General features: G+C 68.3%; 15 protein-coding genes. 10 read left to right on the forward strand and 5 right to left on the reverse strand.

Annotated elements, in window-relative coordinates; genetic code table 11:
* Nucleotides 1-890, forward strand: an 890-nt coding sequence (locus tag ACR2JI_RS06555; protein ID WP_526389248.1) for a 3-deoxy-7-phosphoheptulonate synthase, incomplete at its 5' end; no start/stop codon positions are given.
* A gap of 9 nt (nucleotides 891-899) precedes the next feature.
* Here the strand turns inward: ACR2JI_RS06555 and ACR2JI_RS06560 are convergent.
* A complete protein-coding gene (locus ACR2JI_RS06560) occupies nucleotides 900-2,093 on the reverse strand; it encodes a protein kinase domain-containing protein (RefSeq protein WP_526389250.1) in 1,194 nt (397 codons plus the stop codon).
* A 47-nt stretch (nucleotides 2,094-2,140) separates the two neighbouring features.
* On the opposite strand from ACR2JI_RS06560, the gene ACR2JI_RS06565 reads away from it, so the two are divergent.
* Nucleotides 2,141-2,557, forward strand: a complete 417-nt coding sequence (locus tag ACR2JI_RS06565; RefSeq protein WP_526389252.1) for an Rv2175c family DNA-binding protein — start codon at nucleotides 2,141-2,143, stop codon at nucleotides 2,555-2,557.
* On the opposite strand, the gene ACR2JI_RS06570 is transcribed toward ACR2JI_RS06565, so the two are convergent.
* From ACR2JI_RS06570 to ACR2JI_RS06585, 4 genes are read right to left on the reverse strand one after another with little or no spacing between them, the layout of a single operon-like run.
* Nucleotides 2,558-4,042, reverse strand: coding sequence for an alpha-(1->6)-mannopyranosyltransferase A (locus tag ACR2JI_RS06570; RefSeq protein ID WP_526389254.1), 1,485 nt, complete (start codon nucleotides 4,040-4,042; stop codon nucleotides 2,558-2,560).
* Nucleotides 4,043-4,053: 11 nt separating this feature from the next.
* A complete protein-coding gene (gene idsA2, locus ACR2JI_RS06575; RefSeq protein WP_526389307.1) occupies nucleotides 4,054-5,142 on the reverse strand; it encodes a bifunctional (2E,6E)-farnesyl/geranyl diphosphate synthase in 1,089 nt (362 codons plus the stop codon).
* 36 nt (nucleotides 5,143-5,178) lie between these two features.
* The gene (locus ACR2JI_RS06580; RefSeq protein ID WP_526389308.1) at nucleotides 5,179-5,889 is read right to left on the reverse strand and encodes an LppM family (lipo)protein; all 711 of its coding nucleotides are present in this window, start codon (nucleotides 5,887-5,889) and stop codon (nucleotides 5,179-5,181) included.
* A gap of 21 nt (nucleotides 5,890-5,910) precedes the next feature.
* The gene (locus tag ACR2JI_RS06585) at nucleotides 5,911-6,507 is read right to left on the reverse strand and encodes a GNAT family N-acetyltransferase (protein ID WP_526389256.1); all 597 of its coding nucleotides are present in this window, start codon (nucleotides 6,505-6,507) and stop codon (nucleotides 5,911-5,913) included.
* Between the two features lie 228 nt (nucleotides 6,508-6,735).
* Between ACR2JI_RS06585 and ACR2JI_RS06590 the strand changes: the two genes are divergently transcribed.
* From ACR2JI_RS06590 to mraY, 8 genes are all read left to right on the forward strand, one after another.
* Nucleotides 6,736-7,137: an SCO2097 family morphological protein gene (locus tag ACR2JI_RS06590; RefSeq protein WP_526389258.1), complete on the forward strand. Its 402-nt coding sequence runs from the start codon at nucleotides 6,736-6,738 to the stop codon at nucleotides 7,135-7,137.
* Between the two features lie 298 nt (nucleotides 7,138-7,435).
* On the forward strand, nucleotides 7,436-7,867 hold the full coding sequence (mraZ, locus tag ACR2JI_RS06595) for a division/cell wall cluster transcriptional repressor MraZ (protein ID WP_526389260.1): 432 nt from the start codon (nucleotides 7,436-7,438) through the stop codon (nucleotides 7,865-7,867).
* Nucleotides 7,842-8,993: a 16S rRNA (cytosine(1402)-N(4))-methyltransferase RsmH gene (gene rsmH, locus ACR2JI_RS06600; RefSeq protein WP_526389262.1), complete on the forward strand. Its 1,152-nt coding sequence runs from the start codon at nucleotides 7,842-7,844 to the stop codon at nucleotides 8,991-8,993. The genes mraZ and rsmH overlap by 26 nt, the downstream gene beginning before the upstream one ends.
* On the forward strand, nucleotides 8,993-10,078 hold the full coding sequence (gene ftsL / locus ACR2JI_RS06605) for a cell division protein FtsL (protein ID WP_526389264.1): 1,086 nt from the start codon (nucleotides 8,993-8,995) through the stop codon (nucleotides 10,076-10,078). The genes rsmH and ftsL overlap by 1 nt, the downstream gene beginning before the upstream one ends.
* Nucleotides 10,079-10,158: 80 nt before the next feature.
* On the forward strand, nucleotides 10,159-12,027 hold the full coding sequence (locus tag ACR2JI_RS06610) for a peptidoglycan D,D-transpeptidase FtsI family protein (RefSeq protein WP_526389266.1): 1,869 nt from the start codon (nucleotides 10,159-10,161) through the stop codon (nucleotides 12,025-12,027).
* Nucleotides 12,028-12,054: 27 nt separating this feature from the next.
* Nucleotides 12,055-13,635, forward strand: coding sequence for a UDP-N-acetylmuramoyl-L-alanyl-D-glutamate--2,6-diaminopimelate ligase (locus tag ACR2JI_RS06615; RefSeq protein WP_526389268.1), 1,581 nt, complete (start codon nucleotides 12,055-12,057; stop codon nucleotides 13,633-13,635).
* Nucleotides 13,632-15,125: a UDP-N-acetylmuramoyl-tripeptide--D-alanyl-D-alanine ligase gene (locus tag ACR2JI_RS06620; protein WP_526389270.1), complete on the forward strand. Its 1,494-nt coding sequence runs from the start codon at nucleotides 13,632-13,634 to the stop codon at nucleotides 15,123-15,125. Before ACR2JI_RS06615 ends, ACR2JI_RS06620 begins: the two co-directional genes overlap by 4 nt.
* A complete protein-coding gene (mraY, locus tag ACR2JI_RS06625) occupies nucleotides 15,122-16,201 on the forward strand; it encodes a phospho-N-acetylmuramoyl-pentapeptide-transferase (protein WP_526389272.1) in 1,080 nt (359 codons plus the stop codon). The genes ACR2JI_RS06620 and mraY overlap by 4 nt, the downstream gene beginning before the upstream one ends.
* Nucleotides 16,202-16,226: the final 25 nt, after the last annotated feature.

Genomic DNA, 16,226 nt, shown 5'->3' on the forward strand with positions numbered 1-16,226 from the left:
CGTCCCGGCTGGTGCGGGCGTATGCCAACGCCAGCGCGGCGATGAATCTGGTGCGCGCCCTGACCTCGTCGGGTCTGGCCTCGCTGCACCTGGTGCACGACTGGAACCGGGAGTTCGTCCGCACCTCGCCGGCCGGTGCGCGGTACGAAACGCTGGCCGCCGAGATCGACCGCGGTATGCGGTTCATGGCGGCCTGCGGAGTCAACGACCGCAACCTCGACACCGCCGACATCTACGCCAGCCACGAAGCTCTGGTGCTCGACTACGAGCGGGCCATGCTTCGGCTCTCCGACGAGTCCGGCGAGCCGCGGCTCTATGACCTGTCGGCGCACTACATCTGGATCGGCGAGCGCACCCGCCAACTCGACGGCGCCCACATCGCCTTCGCCGAGGTGGTCGCCAACCCGATCGGGGTCAAGATCGGCCCGACGACCACTCCTGAGCAAGCCGTCGAGTACGTCGAGCGGCTCGACCCGGACAACAAGCCGGGACGGCTGACCCTGGTCAGCCGGATGGGCAACCACAAGGTCCGCGATCTGCTTCCGCCGATCATCGAGAAGGTGCAGGCCACCGGACATCAGGTGATCTGGCAGTGCGATCCGATGCACGGCAACACCCACGAGTCCTCGACCGGGTACAAGACCCGGCACTTCGACCGTGTGGTCGACGAGGTTCAGGGCTTCTTCGAGGTGCACCGTGCGTTGGGCACCCACCCCGGCGGCATCCACATCGAACTCACCGGGGAGAACGTCACCGAGTGTCTCGGTGGCGCACAGGACATCTCCGACACCGATCTGGCCGGTCGCTACGAGACCGCCTGCGATCCGCGGCTCAATACTCAGCAGAGCCTCGAATTGGCTTTCTTGGTCGCGGAGATGCTGCGCGACTGAAAGTCGTGGTCAGCGGCTGATGAGGCCTTCGAGGTTCAGCCCGATCGTCGCGCCGGCGACGGCCGCCAGGCCGGTCAGCACCAGGACGCTCACCACCCAGAACACCACCGCACGCCGAGACTGCTGGCGCGCCCGGGCGAACTCGTCGATATCGATTCCGGCGAATTGCATTGGTGCCGAGACCATCTCGTCATCAGCATCGAACTCAGGCTCGGGGATCGGGGTGAACTGACGGGTGGGGTACGGCGCAGCGGGAGTCCGGCCCGGAGCGGCCACCTGCTCGGTGCGCTGACGGAGATTCACGGTCGCGGCGGCGTGCTGCGCGGAGTTGCGCGGTGCGGGCACCCGGAACGGCGGCAGTGCCAACTCGTCGGCGATCACCGACAGTGCGGCCCCCATTTCGGAGGCGTCCGCGAACCGTTCATCAGGCCCGCGCCGGGTGGCCCGGCCGATGAACTCATCGAGCTCCCCGGGTATGCCCTCGATCAGCGAGCTGGGCGGGGGAACATCGCGGTCCAGCCGCTGATGCGCCACCAGGAGCGAGCTGTCGCCCTTGAAAGGCACTGTGCCGGTGAGCAATTCGAACGCCATGATGCCTGCTGAGTAGACGTCGCTGCGCGGACCGGTCTCGGTCCCGGTCACCTGCTCCGGCGACAGGTAAGCCGCAGTGCCCAGGATCACGCTGGTGGAGGTGATGCCGGCCTCGGCGATCGCGCGGACCAGACCGAAGTCGACCAGTTTCACCTCGCCGTCGTCGGAGATCAGCACGTTCTCGGGCTTGACGTCTCGGTGCACCAGGCCCGCCCGATGCGCGACGCCCAGTCCGCTGAGCACCGGACGCAGCACCGCCACCATGGCATGCGGTGGCATCGGGCCGCGCTCCCGTAGTAGTTCCCGCAGGGTGCCGCCTTCGATGAGCTCCATCACCAGGAACGGATGTGCGGCGTCGTTTCCCTGGTCGTAGATGGCGACCAGGCCAGGGTCCTTCAGCCGTGCGACCGCGCGGGCCTCCCGATGGAAACGGGCCAGGAACTGCTGGTCACCGGCATACCGGGCATCCATCACCTTCAGCGCCACCGGGCGGTCCAGACGCACGTCGAGCCCCCGGTAGACCGTGGACATCCCACCGGTGGCGATCGGAATCTCGACGCGATACCTACCGTCGAGCAGGGTGCCGACGAGCGGGTCCGACGTCACCGCCACATCCTAAGCGCCGTTCCCGCCCGCACCGCGGTTCTACACTGGGCGACGTGAGCAGCATTCCCGCCGGTGATGACGTTCTGGACGCAGGCGAGCCGGTCTATGACCTGCCCGTGGTGGCGGAGCTGTTGCGGATACCGGTCACCAAGGTGCACCAGCACCTGCGCCAGGGGCAGCTGGTTGCGGTCCGGCGCGACGGCGTCCCGGTGATTCCGCAGATCTTCTTCACCCCGACCACGCCGGGCCGGGCGGAAGTCGTCAAGTCGCTACCCGGCTTGCTCGCGGTGCTGCGCGACGGCGGCTACCGGGACACCGAGATCCTGCGCTGGCTGTTCACCGCCGACCCGTCGCTGACCGTGACCCGCGACGGTGTGCGCGAACAGATCCCCAACGCTCGGCCGGCTGACGCTCTGCACGCTCATCAGGCTCGCGAGGTGTTGCGCCGCGCGCAGGCAATGGCGTACTGATCAGGCCTGCGGCGTGTTGGGAGCGCGGCGCAGTGAGTTCCACGCCGCCACCGCGCAGGCGGTGGCCAACGCCACGTGCAGCCACGAGTACATGCCGTGTGAGCCGTCCGGCTTGAAGATCACCATGATCCAGGTCGAGAATCCGGCGATCAGCGCGATCGCGGCCCGCGACTGGGCAACCGCCGAGATCACCGCCAGCGGCCAGGTGTAGTACCAGGGCAGTGCCGCCGGGACGAACAGCACCACCACTGCCATCGCCCATGCGATCCCGGTCAGCGCCTCTCGGTCGGTATGCCGAAACCTCCACCACAGCAGGGGGAGTGCCACCAGTATCACGACGATCCCGGCGATGCGGGTGAACTCCAGGATGGCGTAGAAGTTGACCGGCATGAACAGCCCGCCGATCGCGTTGGCGAGATTCGCCAGCGCGGTGGGGACTGTCAGCCAGTTGATGATCTTCACCGAACCGGCCAGAGCCGTGAGCCAGCCCAGTCCGACGCCGGCCAGCCAGGAGAGCACCGCGAACACCGCCACGAAGATCGCCACCGATGTGGCCGACGCGATCAGGAATGCCCGGACCCTGCGGCCGGGCAGATGTCGCATCCACACCCAGACCATGAAGGGCAGTGCCAGCACGGCGGTCGCCTTCACGGCTACCGCCACCGCGATCAGGGCGACACCGAACAAGTGATGGCGTGAGAACGTCAGCGCGATGCCGGCCATCATCAGGCCGACCATCAGCATCTCGTTGTGTACGCCGCCCATCAGGTGGACGATGACCAACGGGTTGAGCACGCATATCCACAGCGCCACCGCGCCGTCGGCGCCGATATGGCGGGCCACCCGCGGCGCTGCCCAGATCAGTAGGGCCAAGCCGGGAAGCATGCACAGTCGTAGCAGCATGGTGCCGGCGATGACGTGGTCACCGACGATGAGCGTGACGAACTTGGCGACCAGGATGAAGGCCGGGCCGTAGGGGGCAGTCGTTGTTGTCCAGATCGGACTGACGTTGTCCAGCAGGGAGTTCGGGTTCTCGATCGGCGCGACGATGTAGGGGTCAAAGCCGTCCCGCAGCAGCGCGCCCTGCGCCAGATATGAGTAGGTGTCCCGGCTGAAAAGCGGCACGCTGAGCAGGAGCGGCATCAGCCAGAACCCGGTCGTGGCGATCATCGTGTATTCGCTGACGCGCTCGGGCCCGACCACCCGTCGTCCCAGCCACAGCCAGGCGAACAGCATCATCGCCACCCCGGACCACAGCAGCAGCGAGGAGACCACCAGGCCATGACCGAACCGGAGCCAGGACAGGTGCGCAGCCTCCAGGAGAGGGTCGTGCTGGCGGGTGCTCCCGGCGCCCAGTCCGCCGATGGCGATCAATGCCGCGCCGGCGAAGCCCAGCAGCGCGGGCCGGCCGTCATCGGTACGGGTGAAGGCCACCAGCCGCGACATCGCGGACGGCGGTTCGCGCACTGGTGTCGGGACGGACATCGGGCCCGGGGTTACGCGGACCTGTTGGCGGACAGCCCGGCCAGCTCGGTGAGACCCGCTTTGGCCGGCGCATTGATCGGAGCCTGCTCCAGCGCGGTCAGAGCGCGCCGGGTCAAGGTGTCGATGTGGTCCTCCACCGCGGCCAGCGCACCGACTGACTCTATGGCAGAACACAATTCGCGCACCTGCGCATCGCTGAGATCGGTGCCGATCGACGAGCGCAGCAACCGCGCCGCCGCGGGGTCGGTGCGCTCGGCCCGGTCGACCGCTTCGGCCAGCAACACCGTGCGCTTACCGGAACGTAGATCGTCACCGGAGGGCTTGCCGGTGACCGCGGGGTCACCGAACACGCCCAGGACGTCGTCGCGCAACTGGAAGGCCACGCCCAGGTCGGTGCCCAACTCGTAGAAGGCCGCCTGCACCTCGGGTCGGTCCGCGGCGGCGGCGGCGCCGAGCTGCAGCGGGCGCGACACCGTGTAGGACGCGGTCTTGTAGGTGTTGACGTTCATCGCCGAGGCGATGGACTCCGCCCCGCTGGCCTCGGCCACGATGTCGAGGTACTGGCCACCGAGAACCTCGGTGCGGATATCGGACCAGACCTGCTGTACGCGGCGCCGGCCGTCGGCCGGCAGATCCGCCGCGGCGACGATGTCATCAGCCCACACCAGGGACAGATCCCCGAGCAGAATCGCCGCCGAGCGGCCGAACTGTTCGGCCGACCCGTGCCAACCGCGGTCGCGATGGAGGCCGGTGAAGTGCACGTGGACGGTCGGCATGCCCCGGCGGGTGGCCGAGTCGTCGATGACATCGTCATGCACCAGGGCGCAGGCGTGCAGCATCTCCAATGCACCGAACAGTCGTAGGGCCTCGTCGGTCACCGGGTCCCCGGGCCCGGGGGTGACAGCGCGGTATCCCCAGTAGGCGAAGAGCGGGCGCAGCCGCTTGCCGCCGCGCAGCACGAACTCCTCGAGCGCGGCGATCAGTCCGTCGTAGTCCTCACCGATGTAGGCCGATTCGGCCCGACGTTGTGCGAGGTAGCCCCGCAGCTGATCGGTGACGGCGCCGGCGAGTTCGGCAGCGCTGGGCGCTGCTGCATCGATACTCAGCGCGGGCCCCCTTTCACAGTCGGCGTCATCTCAGCGGTTCGGAAAGTCTTGGAGGTCCCAGTCATCACCGGCGGCGGCCGGACGTGGGGACATATCCCGGTCTCGCCAGGCGAGGTAGCCGATCAGACCCGCGGCCAGTAACGCGGCGACGAAGAGCCAGATTGCCGCGTTGGTGAATGATCGGGTGCTCGGGTCGGTGTAGCGCGCCTGTGCGCTCATGGTGCTCACCGTTCCCGGTTTGAGCTTCCACACAACGGAATTCGTGTCGATGCGGTCGCCATTGGTTGACGTCACCTCGCCAGGGAACGACGCACTCAAACTCACATCGGCATCGGGATCGCTCACGTTGGTCAGGTCGACCCGACCCTCCAGGATCACCAGGTTTCCGGCCCGGCGCAGGGAGATGTCGACACCGTTGGCGTCGTTACTGAGGCCTGCCAGCTGTGGTAATTCGGCAAAAGTGAGGTCGGAGAAACTCGCCTGTGAACCGACGTAGCCGTCGCCGGTGTACGGCGACACCGAGACCTTCTGGCTGAACGGCATGTTCTCGTCGAACTGCGGTCCCTGATCTTTGTCGTCACGCGCCTTGACGGTCGCGGTGATCTCACCGGAAACCCGATCGTTGTCGGAGACCGTGATCGAGGTGTGCACCCGCAGGCAGCCGGCCGCCAGTGGCACCACCAACAGCAGTAGCAGGGCTGCTGCCGGTCGGCGCAGGCGCTGCCGCAGGTATCGCACGATGGGTATCGTGCCAGAACCGCGCTAGAGCGGGAGTCTTCGACCCAGGATGGCGAACGCCCGAGGGTCTCCGGCGAAGTGATAGCCGCGGATGACGTCGGTGAAGCCCAGCCGGCGGTACAGCCGCCAGGCTCGGTTGCCCTCGTCGCTGATCTCCGGCGTCGACAGCAGCACATTGGCCTCGGCGCGATCGGTCAGCAGCCGTCGGGCCACGGCCTCGCCGAGCCCGCGGCCCTGGGCGCTGGGGTGGATGTGCAGTTCGGTGAGTTCGAAGTAGTCGCTCATCAGCCGGGCGATCTCGGCGGGCGGCACCCCGACCCGATGCAAACCGCGCACCACCTGCTGCTGCCACCAGTGGTCGGGGGCGCCGCAGTATCCGTAGGCCACCCCCAGCAGCGGGGCGTCGGCCAATTCCCGCTCACTCGGCCAGCTCGCGGCGCTGTTGGACTCGACGGCCGCGACAGCGCGCCAACCAGGCCGTTCAGCGTGCTCAAGCCACATCCCAGCCCGCTGTTCCTCAGTGCCCCGTGGATACCGCATTGCGTCGACGTAGACCGTCAGGGCCTCTTTGAGGCGCCGTCGCATGTCCTGGGGCGACAGGTCGATCAGAAAGGTGGCCAACGCCCCTGCCGCCCCCTTCGCCGTCTGAATCGCACTCAATCGCGGGTACCCGCCATTATGGTGCCGGGTCCGCCGCCGCCCCGTCCGGAGCCGCTCCCGAGGAAAACCAGTGGTCGAACCGGGTGGTCACAGGCCCCGCCAGCTCGTATCATTTGGGTGATCCGTCCGGTATGTATGCCGGACGGCCACTGACCCGTTCATCACGACCGCACCGGCAAGGAGGGAAGAATGCCACTCTCCGATCATGAGCAGCGGATGCTCGATCAGATCGAGAGCGCTCTCTACGCCGAGGACCCCAAGTTCGCGTCGAGCGTGCGTGGCGGACACCTCCGGACCGCGTCGACCCGCAGGCGACTACAGGGTGTCGGGCTGTTCGCGCTGGGTCTGGCACTGCTGGTCGCCGGAGTTGCGTTCAAGGCGACCATGATCGGCGGCTTCCCGGCGCTGTCGGTGCTGGGCTTCGTGGTCATGTTCGCGGGCGTCGTCTTCGCCGTCAGCGGTCCGCCGGCAACGGGTGAGCGTGCGGGCAAAGAGGCTCCCGGCCGCAGTCGGCCACGCCGAAGCGGGTCCGCGGGCGGATCGTTCAGCACTCGCATGGAGGATCGCTTCCGGCGTCGTTTCGACGAATAACGCCACAATCTCCACCCACGGGACAGCCCACCGGGTGTCCCGTTTTTTTGCCCGCACGGCTCTCCCCACCGGGCCCCACCGCAGCTGAGGGCTATCCAACTGTGACCGATTAGTGACTTCAGCTGGTGTTTTTCCTGATCCCGGACTCTGCGGGTGGGGGACCGATCCGTGCTGAGGCTCTCAAAGTGCGGAAATCGGGCGTTTTGCGGCCTCAAGGTGGAGCAAAGTGGGGCGATGTGGGGTATCGTGGCGCCTGTTGGAGCGACGCCCGCCGCTCCGGAGTGAGGGAGGTGCCGACATGTTCCTCGGCACCTACACGCCCAGGCTGGACGACAAGGGGCGACTGACGTTGCCCGCGAAATTCCGCGACGCGCTGGCGGGGGGGTTGATGGTCACCAAGAGCCAGGACCACAGCCTGGCGGTGTATCCGCGCAACGAGTTCGAGCAGTTGGCCCGCCGCGCCGCTCAGACCTCCCGGAGCAATCCGGAAGCCCGCGCCTTCCTGCGCAATCTGGCGGCCGGCACCGATGAGCAGCACCCGGATTCCCAGGGCCGGATCACACTGTCCGCCGACCATCGCCGGTACGCCAACCTCTCCAAGGATTGCGTGGTGATCGGAGCGGTGGACTTCCTGGAGATCTGGGACTCCCAGGCCTGGCAGGACTATCAGCAGACCCACGAAGAGAACTTCTCCGCGGCCAGCGATGAAGCACTCAGCGACATCATCTGAGCTGGCGGTGAAACCGCGCTCCCGTGCAGCGTGGCCTCTGCCCGAACCGACCCTGGCGTACTTCCCCGACGCCAGGTTCGTATCGGACAGGGACCTCGATGCACCGGAGGCGGCACCACAGGGACCCGGAGGTGCGGTTGTGGACGCCCCAGATCACGGTCACGTCCCGGTTCTGCTCGAACGTTGTGTGCAACTCCTCGCTCCGGCACTGACCCGGCGGGCCGCCGACGGATCCGGAGCGGTTCTGCTCGACGGCACCCTCGGCGCCGGCGGTCATGCCGAGCGCTTCCTGACCGAATTCCCCGGGCTGCGGCTGATCGGGCTGGATCGTGACGCCGACGCGCTCGCGATCGCCGGTCGCCGTCTCGAACGGTTCGGCGACCGCGTGCAACTGGTCCGGACCCGCTATGACGGGATCGCCGCTGCGTTGAACGAAAGTGGACTTGCTGCAACGGATTCCGTTGACGGTCTACTGTTCGACCTCGGGGTCTCCTCGATGCAGCTGGATCGTCCGGAGCGGGGTTTCTCCTACGCCCACGATGCCCCGCTGGACATGCGGATGGACGCCGAGGCCACCCTGACCGCCGCGCAGATTCTCAACACCTACGACCGGAAGGCGCTGACCGACATCCTGCGCAGGTTCGGCGAGGAGAAGTTCGCCTCCCGAATCGCCGGGTTCATCATCGAGCGCCGGGCGCGGACACCGTTGACCCGGACCTCCGAACTTGTCGAGATCATCTACGACGCGATCCCGGTACCGGCGCGCCGCACCGGTGGGCACCCGGCGAAGCGGACGTTCCAGGCGCTGCGGATCGCCGTCAACGCCGAACTGGACTCGCTGACAGTGGCAGTACCGGCGGCGCTTGCCGCGTTGCGCCCGGGTGGCCGGATCGTCGTGATGGCCTACCAGTCACTTGAGGACCGGATCGTCAAGACGGCTTTCGCGGCGGCCACCGCATCACGCTCGCCCGAAGGGCTGCCGGTGGAACTCCCCGGCTACGGACCCGAGTTCGTTGCGCTCACCCGCGGCGCGGAGCGGGCAGATGCCGACGAGATCGACCGCAATCCACGCAGCGCACCGGTTCGGTTGCGAGCCATCGAACGGGTCCATGGAGAGGACAGCTGATGAACCTCGGCCGTAAGTCAGCCGCTCACGTCGGTGGTGATGACTACGTCACGGCGCGGGGGGCGCGATCGCCCCGTCGTCGCGGAGCCGAGGCGCCGGCCCGTCAGCGCCGAGCACCTGAAGGGCCCGCCCGCGGTAGCCGTCAGCGGGCCGGCACCCGTACGCGGCCGCAGGAACCGCGTGGCGTGCGACAGGGTCCGCAGACGGCTCCGGCCGCTCGTCCCGCCGAGCGTCCAGCCCGGCCGAAAACCACCACGCAGGCCAAAGCGCGATCCAAGGCCCGGAAGGCCAAGGCCCCCAAAGTAGTTCGCCCGCCACTGCGGGATCGGCTCCGCGAGAAGTTACTCACCAGACTGGAGGGGGCGGACCTGCGTCCGCAGGTGCTGCTTGCTCGGGTTCCGTTCGTGGTGTTGATCATCGGCGCACTGGGGATGGGGTTGGCAATCACGCTCTGGCTGTCCACCGCGTCCGCGCAGCGGTCCTACCAACTGGGTAGCGCGCGTGCCCTCAACGACGCACTGATGCAGCAGAAGGAAGCCCTCGAGAATGACGTTCTGGAGGCGCAGTCCGCACCAGCGCTGGCCGACGCGGCCCGCGACCTCGGGATGATCCCGTCGAAGGACACCGCCCACCTGATCCAGGATCCGACCGGCAACTGGATCGTGGTCGGCAAACCCAAGCCCGCCGAAGGCGCGCCGCCGCCGCCGCTGAACACCAAGCTGCCCGTTGAGATGCCGCCGCCGCCCCCGGCACCCCCGGCTGCGCCGGCGCCGAAGCCAGGGTCAGCGGTCGAGGTGCCCAGGCGGGTCGGCGCGTCCGCTCTGCCCGGAGCGTCCGGCGCCGAGGTGCCGGTGCGCGTCGCACAGTCCCCGGGAGCACAGTCGCCGGTATCTCAGTCGCCGGTATCTCAGCCGCCGGGTCTTCAGCTGGTGCCACTGCCGATGCCGGGCGCCGACACGCTGGTGACGGCGCTTCCCGCGCTGGTGGCTCCTGCCGCACCTACAGTTGCGGCTGTGCCGGATGTGGCCCCTGTGGTTCCTGTTGTCGCGCCGCCCGTGCTTGCCGCCGGGGTGCCGCCGCAGTGAGTCGTGCCGCCAGACCAGGATCGCGCCCATCCGCCAACCGGCGGGCCCGGGCCACCAAGCTTCAATCGACCGCTGAGCCGGTGACTGCCGGGCGAGGCCGGGTGGCCAACACGCGTCGCACCCGTACGGCGACTGAAACAGACTCGGGCACAGCTGCATTCGTCTACCGCTACCGCATCGGTGGCGCTGTGATGGTGCTCGCTCTCATCCTTGCCGCCGCACAATTGTTCAGCCTTCAGGTCCCGCAGGCGGCCGGCCTGCGTGCGCAAGCCGCCGGTCAGCTCAAGGTCACCGATGTCGAGAAGGCGGTGCGGGGCAGCATCGTCGACCGCAATTTCGACAAGTTGGCCTACACCACCGAGGCCCGGGCGCTGACCTTCCAGCCCGCCAAGATCCGCAAGCAATTGACCGAGGCCAAGCAGAAGTCCTCGGACGCGCCCGATCCCGACCAGCGGCTGGTCGAGATCGCCAAGGCCGTCTCGACCCGACTCGGCAGCACCCCGGACGCCGCGACGTTGCTCAAGAAGCTGCGCAGCAACGAGACCTTCGTCTACCTGGCCCGAGCCGTCGATCCCGGGATCGCCACCGCGATCACCAAGAAGTTCCCCGAGGTCGGCGCAGAACGTCAGGACCTGCGGCAATATCCCGGCGGATCGCTGGCGGCCAACGTCGTCGGCGGTATCGACTGGGACGGCCACGGGCTGCTCGGTCTCGAGGACTCGATGGACTCCGCGCTGGCCGGCAGCGACGGGTCGATCACCTACGACCGCGGTTCCGACGGTGTGGTGATCCCCGGCAGCTACCGCAACCAGCACGAGGCGGTCAACGGCTCGACGGTCCAGCTCACCATCGACGACGACATCCAGTTCTACGTCCAGCAGCAGGTGCAGCAGGCCAAGGACGTCTCCGGCGCCCGCAACGTCTCGGCAGTCGTGCTCGACGCCAAGACCGGCGAGGTGCTGGCGATGGCCAATGACAACACCTTCGATCCGAGCCAGGACATCGGCCGTCAAAGCAACCGGCAGATCGGCAATCTGCCGGTCTCCTCACCGTTCGAACCGGGATCGGTGAACAAGATCGTCACCGCCTCCTCGGCCATCGAGTTCGGCCTCTCCAACCCCGACGAGGTACTACAGGTTCCCGGCTCGATCAACATGGGCGGAGTCAACGTCCGCGACGCCTGGGGTCATGGCGTGGAGCCGTACACCACCACAGGCGTGTTCGGGAAATCCTCCAACGTCGGCACCCTGATGCTGGCTCAGCGGGTCGGCCCGGAGCGGTTCTACGACATGCTCGGCAAGTTCGGCCTGGGCCAGCGCACCGGCGTGGGCCTGCCGGGGGAGAGCGCGGGGATCGTGCCGCCGATCGATCAGTGGTCGGGGAGCACGTTCTCCAATCTTCCCATCGGGCAGGGTCTTTCGATGACCCTGCTGCAGATGGCCGGCATGTATCAGGCTATCGCGAACGACGGTCTCCGGCTTCCGCCGCGAATCGTCAAGGCGACCATCGCCGCCGACGGCACCCGCGTGGAGGAGAAGCAGCCCAACGGCATCCGGGTGGTCACCCCTGAGACCGCGCGCACGGTGCGCAATATGCTTCGCGCCGTCGTCCAGCGAGATCCGACCGGTGTTCAACAGGGCACCGGACCGGCCGCTGCGGTGGACGGCTACCAGGTCGCCGGCAAGACCGGGACCGCCCAGCAGATCAACCCGGGGTGCGGTTGCTACTACGACGACGTCTACTGGATCACCTTCGCCGGAATGGCGCCGGTCAACGATCCCCGCTACGTCGTCGGAATCATGATGGACAACCCGCAGCGCAATGCCGACGGCACGCCAGGCCATTCCGCGGCGCCGCTGTTCCACAACATCGCCGGCTGGCTGCTGCAGCGGGAGAACGTGCCGCTCTCACCTGATCCGGGACCCCCGCTGACGCTGCGGGCGGCCTGACCGGTTACCGGCTGCGTGCTCGGTAGGGTGACGTCGGTGACCAGTGTGCTGCGCCCCCGCGCCACCCCCGGTCTGTCGCTGGCCACCCTGGCCGCCCGGGTCGGTGCCGTCGCCGCCGATCCGAAGAATCTTCCGAGCCTGCGTATCACCGGCGTCACCCTGCGGGCCCAAGATGCCGCTCCCGGGGACCTGTTCGCCGCCCTCCCGGGAGCAACCACGCATGGCGCCGAGTTCACCCCCGCGGCGATCGAGGCGGGCGCGGTGGCGGTGCTGACCGACGCCGCCGGCGCCGCGGTGATCAGGCGCTCGCTGTCGGATCCGGCGCCGCTGCCGGTGCTGGTGCATCCCGCGCCGCGGTCGGTGCTCGGGGCGGTTGCCGCCGATGTCTACGGCCACCCCTCGGATCGGGTCGTCGTTGTGGGCGTGACCGGCACCTCGGGTAAGACCACCACCGCCCATCTCATCGAGGCCGGGCTGCGGGCCGCCGGACGCACCCCCGGATTGATCGGCACCGTCGGTGTCCGGATCGCGGGATCCGATGTGCCCAGTGCGCTGACCACCCCGGAGGCGCCGGCGCTGCAGGCACTGCTGGCCGTGATGGCCGAGGATGGTGTCGATACCGCGGTGATGGAGGTGTCCAGTCACGCGCTCGAACTCGGCCGGGTGGATGGAATCCGTTTCGCGGCAGGCGGTTTCACCAATCTCTCCCGGGACCACCTGGACTTCCATCCGACCATGGAGGCCTACTTCGAGGCCAAGGCCAGGCTCTTCGATCCGGCTTCACCGCAGCACGCCCAGATGGCTGTGGTGTGCGTAGACGACGAAGCCGGCCGTGCGATGGCCCGGCGCCCGCAGCAGGTGATCACGGTCAGCGCCGAAGGTCATCCGGCGGACTGGCGCGCCGAGGACGTCGTCGCTCTTGATTCCGGCGCGCAGGAGTTCACCGCCGTCGACCCGGCCGGTGTCCATCACCGGCTGCGCATACCGCTGCCCGGCCGCTACAACGTCGCCAACGCGCTGCTGGCGCTGGCGCTACTCGATGCGGTCGGCATATCACCGGAGCAGGCGTCGCCGGGCCTGCGGAGTGCTGCGGTGCCGGGTCGACTGGAGGTGGTCGACCGGGGCCAGGATTTTCTTGCTGTGGTCGACTACGCGCACAAACCCGGTGCGCTGCGCGCGGTACTGGAGACGCTCCGCCCAGAGATTTCCGGCCGACCCGGTGGTCGGCTGGCGGTGGTGTTCGGCGCGGGCGGCAACCGCGATGCGGGCAAGCGGGAGCCGATGGGTGCGGTCGCCGCCGAGTTCGCCGATCTGGTGGTGGTCACCGATGACAACCCCCGCGACGAGAACCCGGGTGCGATCCGCGCGGCGATCATGGCCGGGGTGCGGGGGGCTGACCGGGAACTCGAGGTCGTCGAGATCGGTGACCGGGGGGCGGCGATCCGGCACGCCGTCGGCTGGGCGCGCCGCGGTGACGTGGTGGTCATCGCCGGAAAGGGCCATGAGCGGGGACAGACCGCGGCGGGGGTGACGCGGCCGTTCGACGACCGCGAGCAACTCGAGCGCGCCATCCACGAGGTCCTCGACCAGTCAGGAGGCCGTTCGTGATCGACCTGACCGTGGCCCGGATCGCCGAGATCGTCGGCGGCCGGCTTGATGGGATCACACCGCAGCAGGCGGGCGAATTGCACATCACCGGAACCGTCGAGTTCGATTCCCGGGCGGTGACACCGGGCGGGTTGTTCCTGGCTCTGCGCGGAGCCCGCACCGACGGCCACGATTTCGCGGCGGCCGCGGTGGGCGCGGGGGCGGCAGCGGTGCTGGCCGCCCGCCCGGTCGGTGTCCCGGCGATCGTGGTGCCACCGGTGTCGACGTCGGACGGGGGCCCAGACGCGCACGCCGGTGTGCTCGAGCACGACACCGACGGATCGGGAGCGGCCGTGCTGGCCGCCCTTGCCAAACTCGCGGCCGCGGTGGCGGCCGAACTGGTGGCGCGCGGGCTGACGATCATCGGGATCACCGGTTCATCGGGTAAGACGTCCACCAAGGATCTGATCGCCTCGGTGCTGCGTCCGCTGGGTGACGTGGTGGCACCGCCCGGATCGTTCAACAACGAACTGGGCCACCCCTGGACGGTGCTGCGTGCCACCGAGGCGACCGATTACCTGGTGCTGGAGATGTCGGCCCGCCACCCCGGAAACATCGCCGCACTGGCCGCCATCGCCACCCCGGCAATCGCGACCGTGCTCAACGTCGGCACCGCGCACCTGGGCGAGTTCGGCTCCCGCGAGATCATCGCGGCGACCAAAGGTGAACTGGCGGAGGCGGTTCCGGCCTCCGGTGTGGTGATCCTCAACGCCGATGATCCGTTGGTCGCCGCAATGGCGGCCAGGACCTCGGCCCGCGTGGTCAGCGTGGGGCGGTCAGCGTCGGCCCAGATCCGGGCCGACGACATCACCCTCGACAACCTGGCCCGGGCTCGGTTCACGCTGGTCACCGCCGCCGGCCGGGTTCGGGTTGCCCTTGCGGTGCACGGCGAACATCAGGTCGGCAACGCACTGAGCGCGGCGGCCGTGGCTCTGGAGTGCGGGGCGACACTCGAGCAGGTGGCCGCAGCGCTGGCCGCCGCGACACCGGCATCCCGGCACCGGATGGAGGTCCACGAAAGGGCCGACGGAGTGACGGTGGTCAACGACGCCTACAACGCCAACCCCGATTCGATGCGAGCCGGGCTGCAGGCGCTGGCCGTGATGGCGAAGCCGAACGGCCGACGCAGTTGGGCGGTGCTCGGCGAGATGGGCGAGCTCGGCGAGGACTCGATAACCGAACACGACCGCATCGGAAGGCTGGCGGTGCGCTTAGATATCAGTCGGCTCGTCGTCGTCGGAACTGGGAGGCCTATGAGCGCCATGCACCAGGGCGCGGTGATGGAGGGATCCTGGGGGTCGGAGGCTGTCATGGTCCCCGACGCCGATGCCGCACTGGAGCTGTTGCGGGCTGAACTCTCACCCGGTGACGTCGTCCTGGTCAAGGCATCGAACGCGGCCGGCCTCGGCGCCCTCGCCGAGGCGCTGCTGATCCAGGCGGGCGGCCGATGAGACTGATCCTGATCGCCGTCGGTCTGTCGCTGGCCGTCTCGATCCTGTTGACTCCCAGCCTGATCAGGCTGTTCACCAGGCAGGGCTTCGGTCAGGAGATCCGCGCCGACGGCCCGCCCAGTCACAAGACCAAGCGCGGCACCCCCTCGATGGGTGGGGTGGCCATCCTCGCCGGGATCTGGGCCGGCTACTTCGGCACCCACGTCCTGAGCATGGTCTTCGGCGGCGACGGTCCGTCGGCGTCGGGCCTGCTGGTACTGGGACTGGCCTCCGCCCTGGGTGCGGTGGGCTTCGCCGACGATCTGATCAAGATTCGCCAGGCGCGCAATCTGGGACTCAACAAGACGGCGAAAACCCTCGGCCAGATCGCGGCCGCGGTGGTGTTCGGCGTGCTGGTGCTGCAGTTCCGCAACCCGGACGGTCTGACTCCGGGCAGCCCGCAACTGTCCTACGTTCGCGAGATCGCCACCGTGGCGCTGCCGCCGGCGCTGTTCGTGCTCTTCGTCGTCGTGGTGGTCAACGCCTGGGGTAACGCGGTGAACTTCACCGACGGACTCGACGGTCTGGCCGCCGGCAGTATGGCGATGGTCAGCGCCGCCTACGTTCTGATCACGTTCTGGCAGTTCCGCAATGCCTGCGCCACCGCGCCGGGCCTGGGTTGCTACAACGTTCGTGACCCGCTGGATCTGGCGATCATCGCCGCCGCCACCGCCGGGGCATGTATCGGGTTTCTCTGGTGGAACGCCGCCCCGGCCAAGATATTCATGGGTGACACCGGATCGCTGGCACTCGGCGGCGTCATCGCCGGCCTGTCGATCACCAGCCGCACCGAGGTGCTTGCCGTCGTGCTGGGCGCACTGTTCGTCGCCGAGGTCACCTCGGTGGTGGTGCAGATCATCGCTTTCCGGTCCACCGGCCGGCGGGTGTTCCGGATGGCGCCGTTCCATCACCATTTCGAACTCGTCGGCTGGGCCGAGACCACGGTGATCATCCGGTTCTGGCTGCTTACCGCGATCGCCTGCGGATTGGGCGTCTCGCTGTTCTACAGCGAGTGGCTCGGTGCCATCGGTGATTGAGGCCATCGGTGATTGAGGCCATCGG

The sequence above is a fragment of the Mycobacterium sp. genome, from assembly GCF_051006775.1.
Lineage (GTDB): Bacteria > Actinomycetota > Actinomycetes > Mycobacteriales > Mycobacteriaceae > Mycobacterium.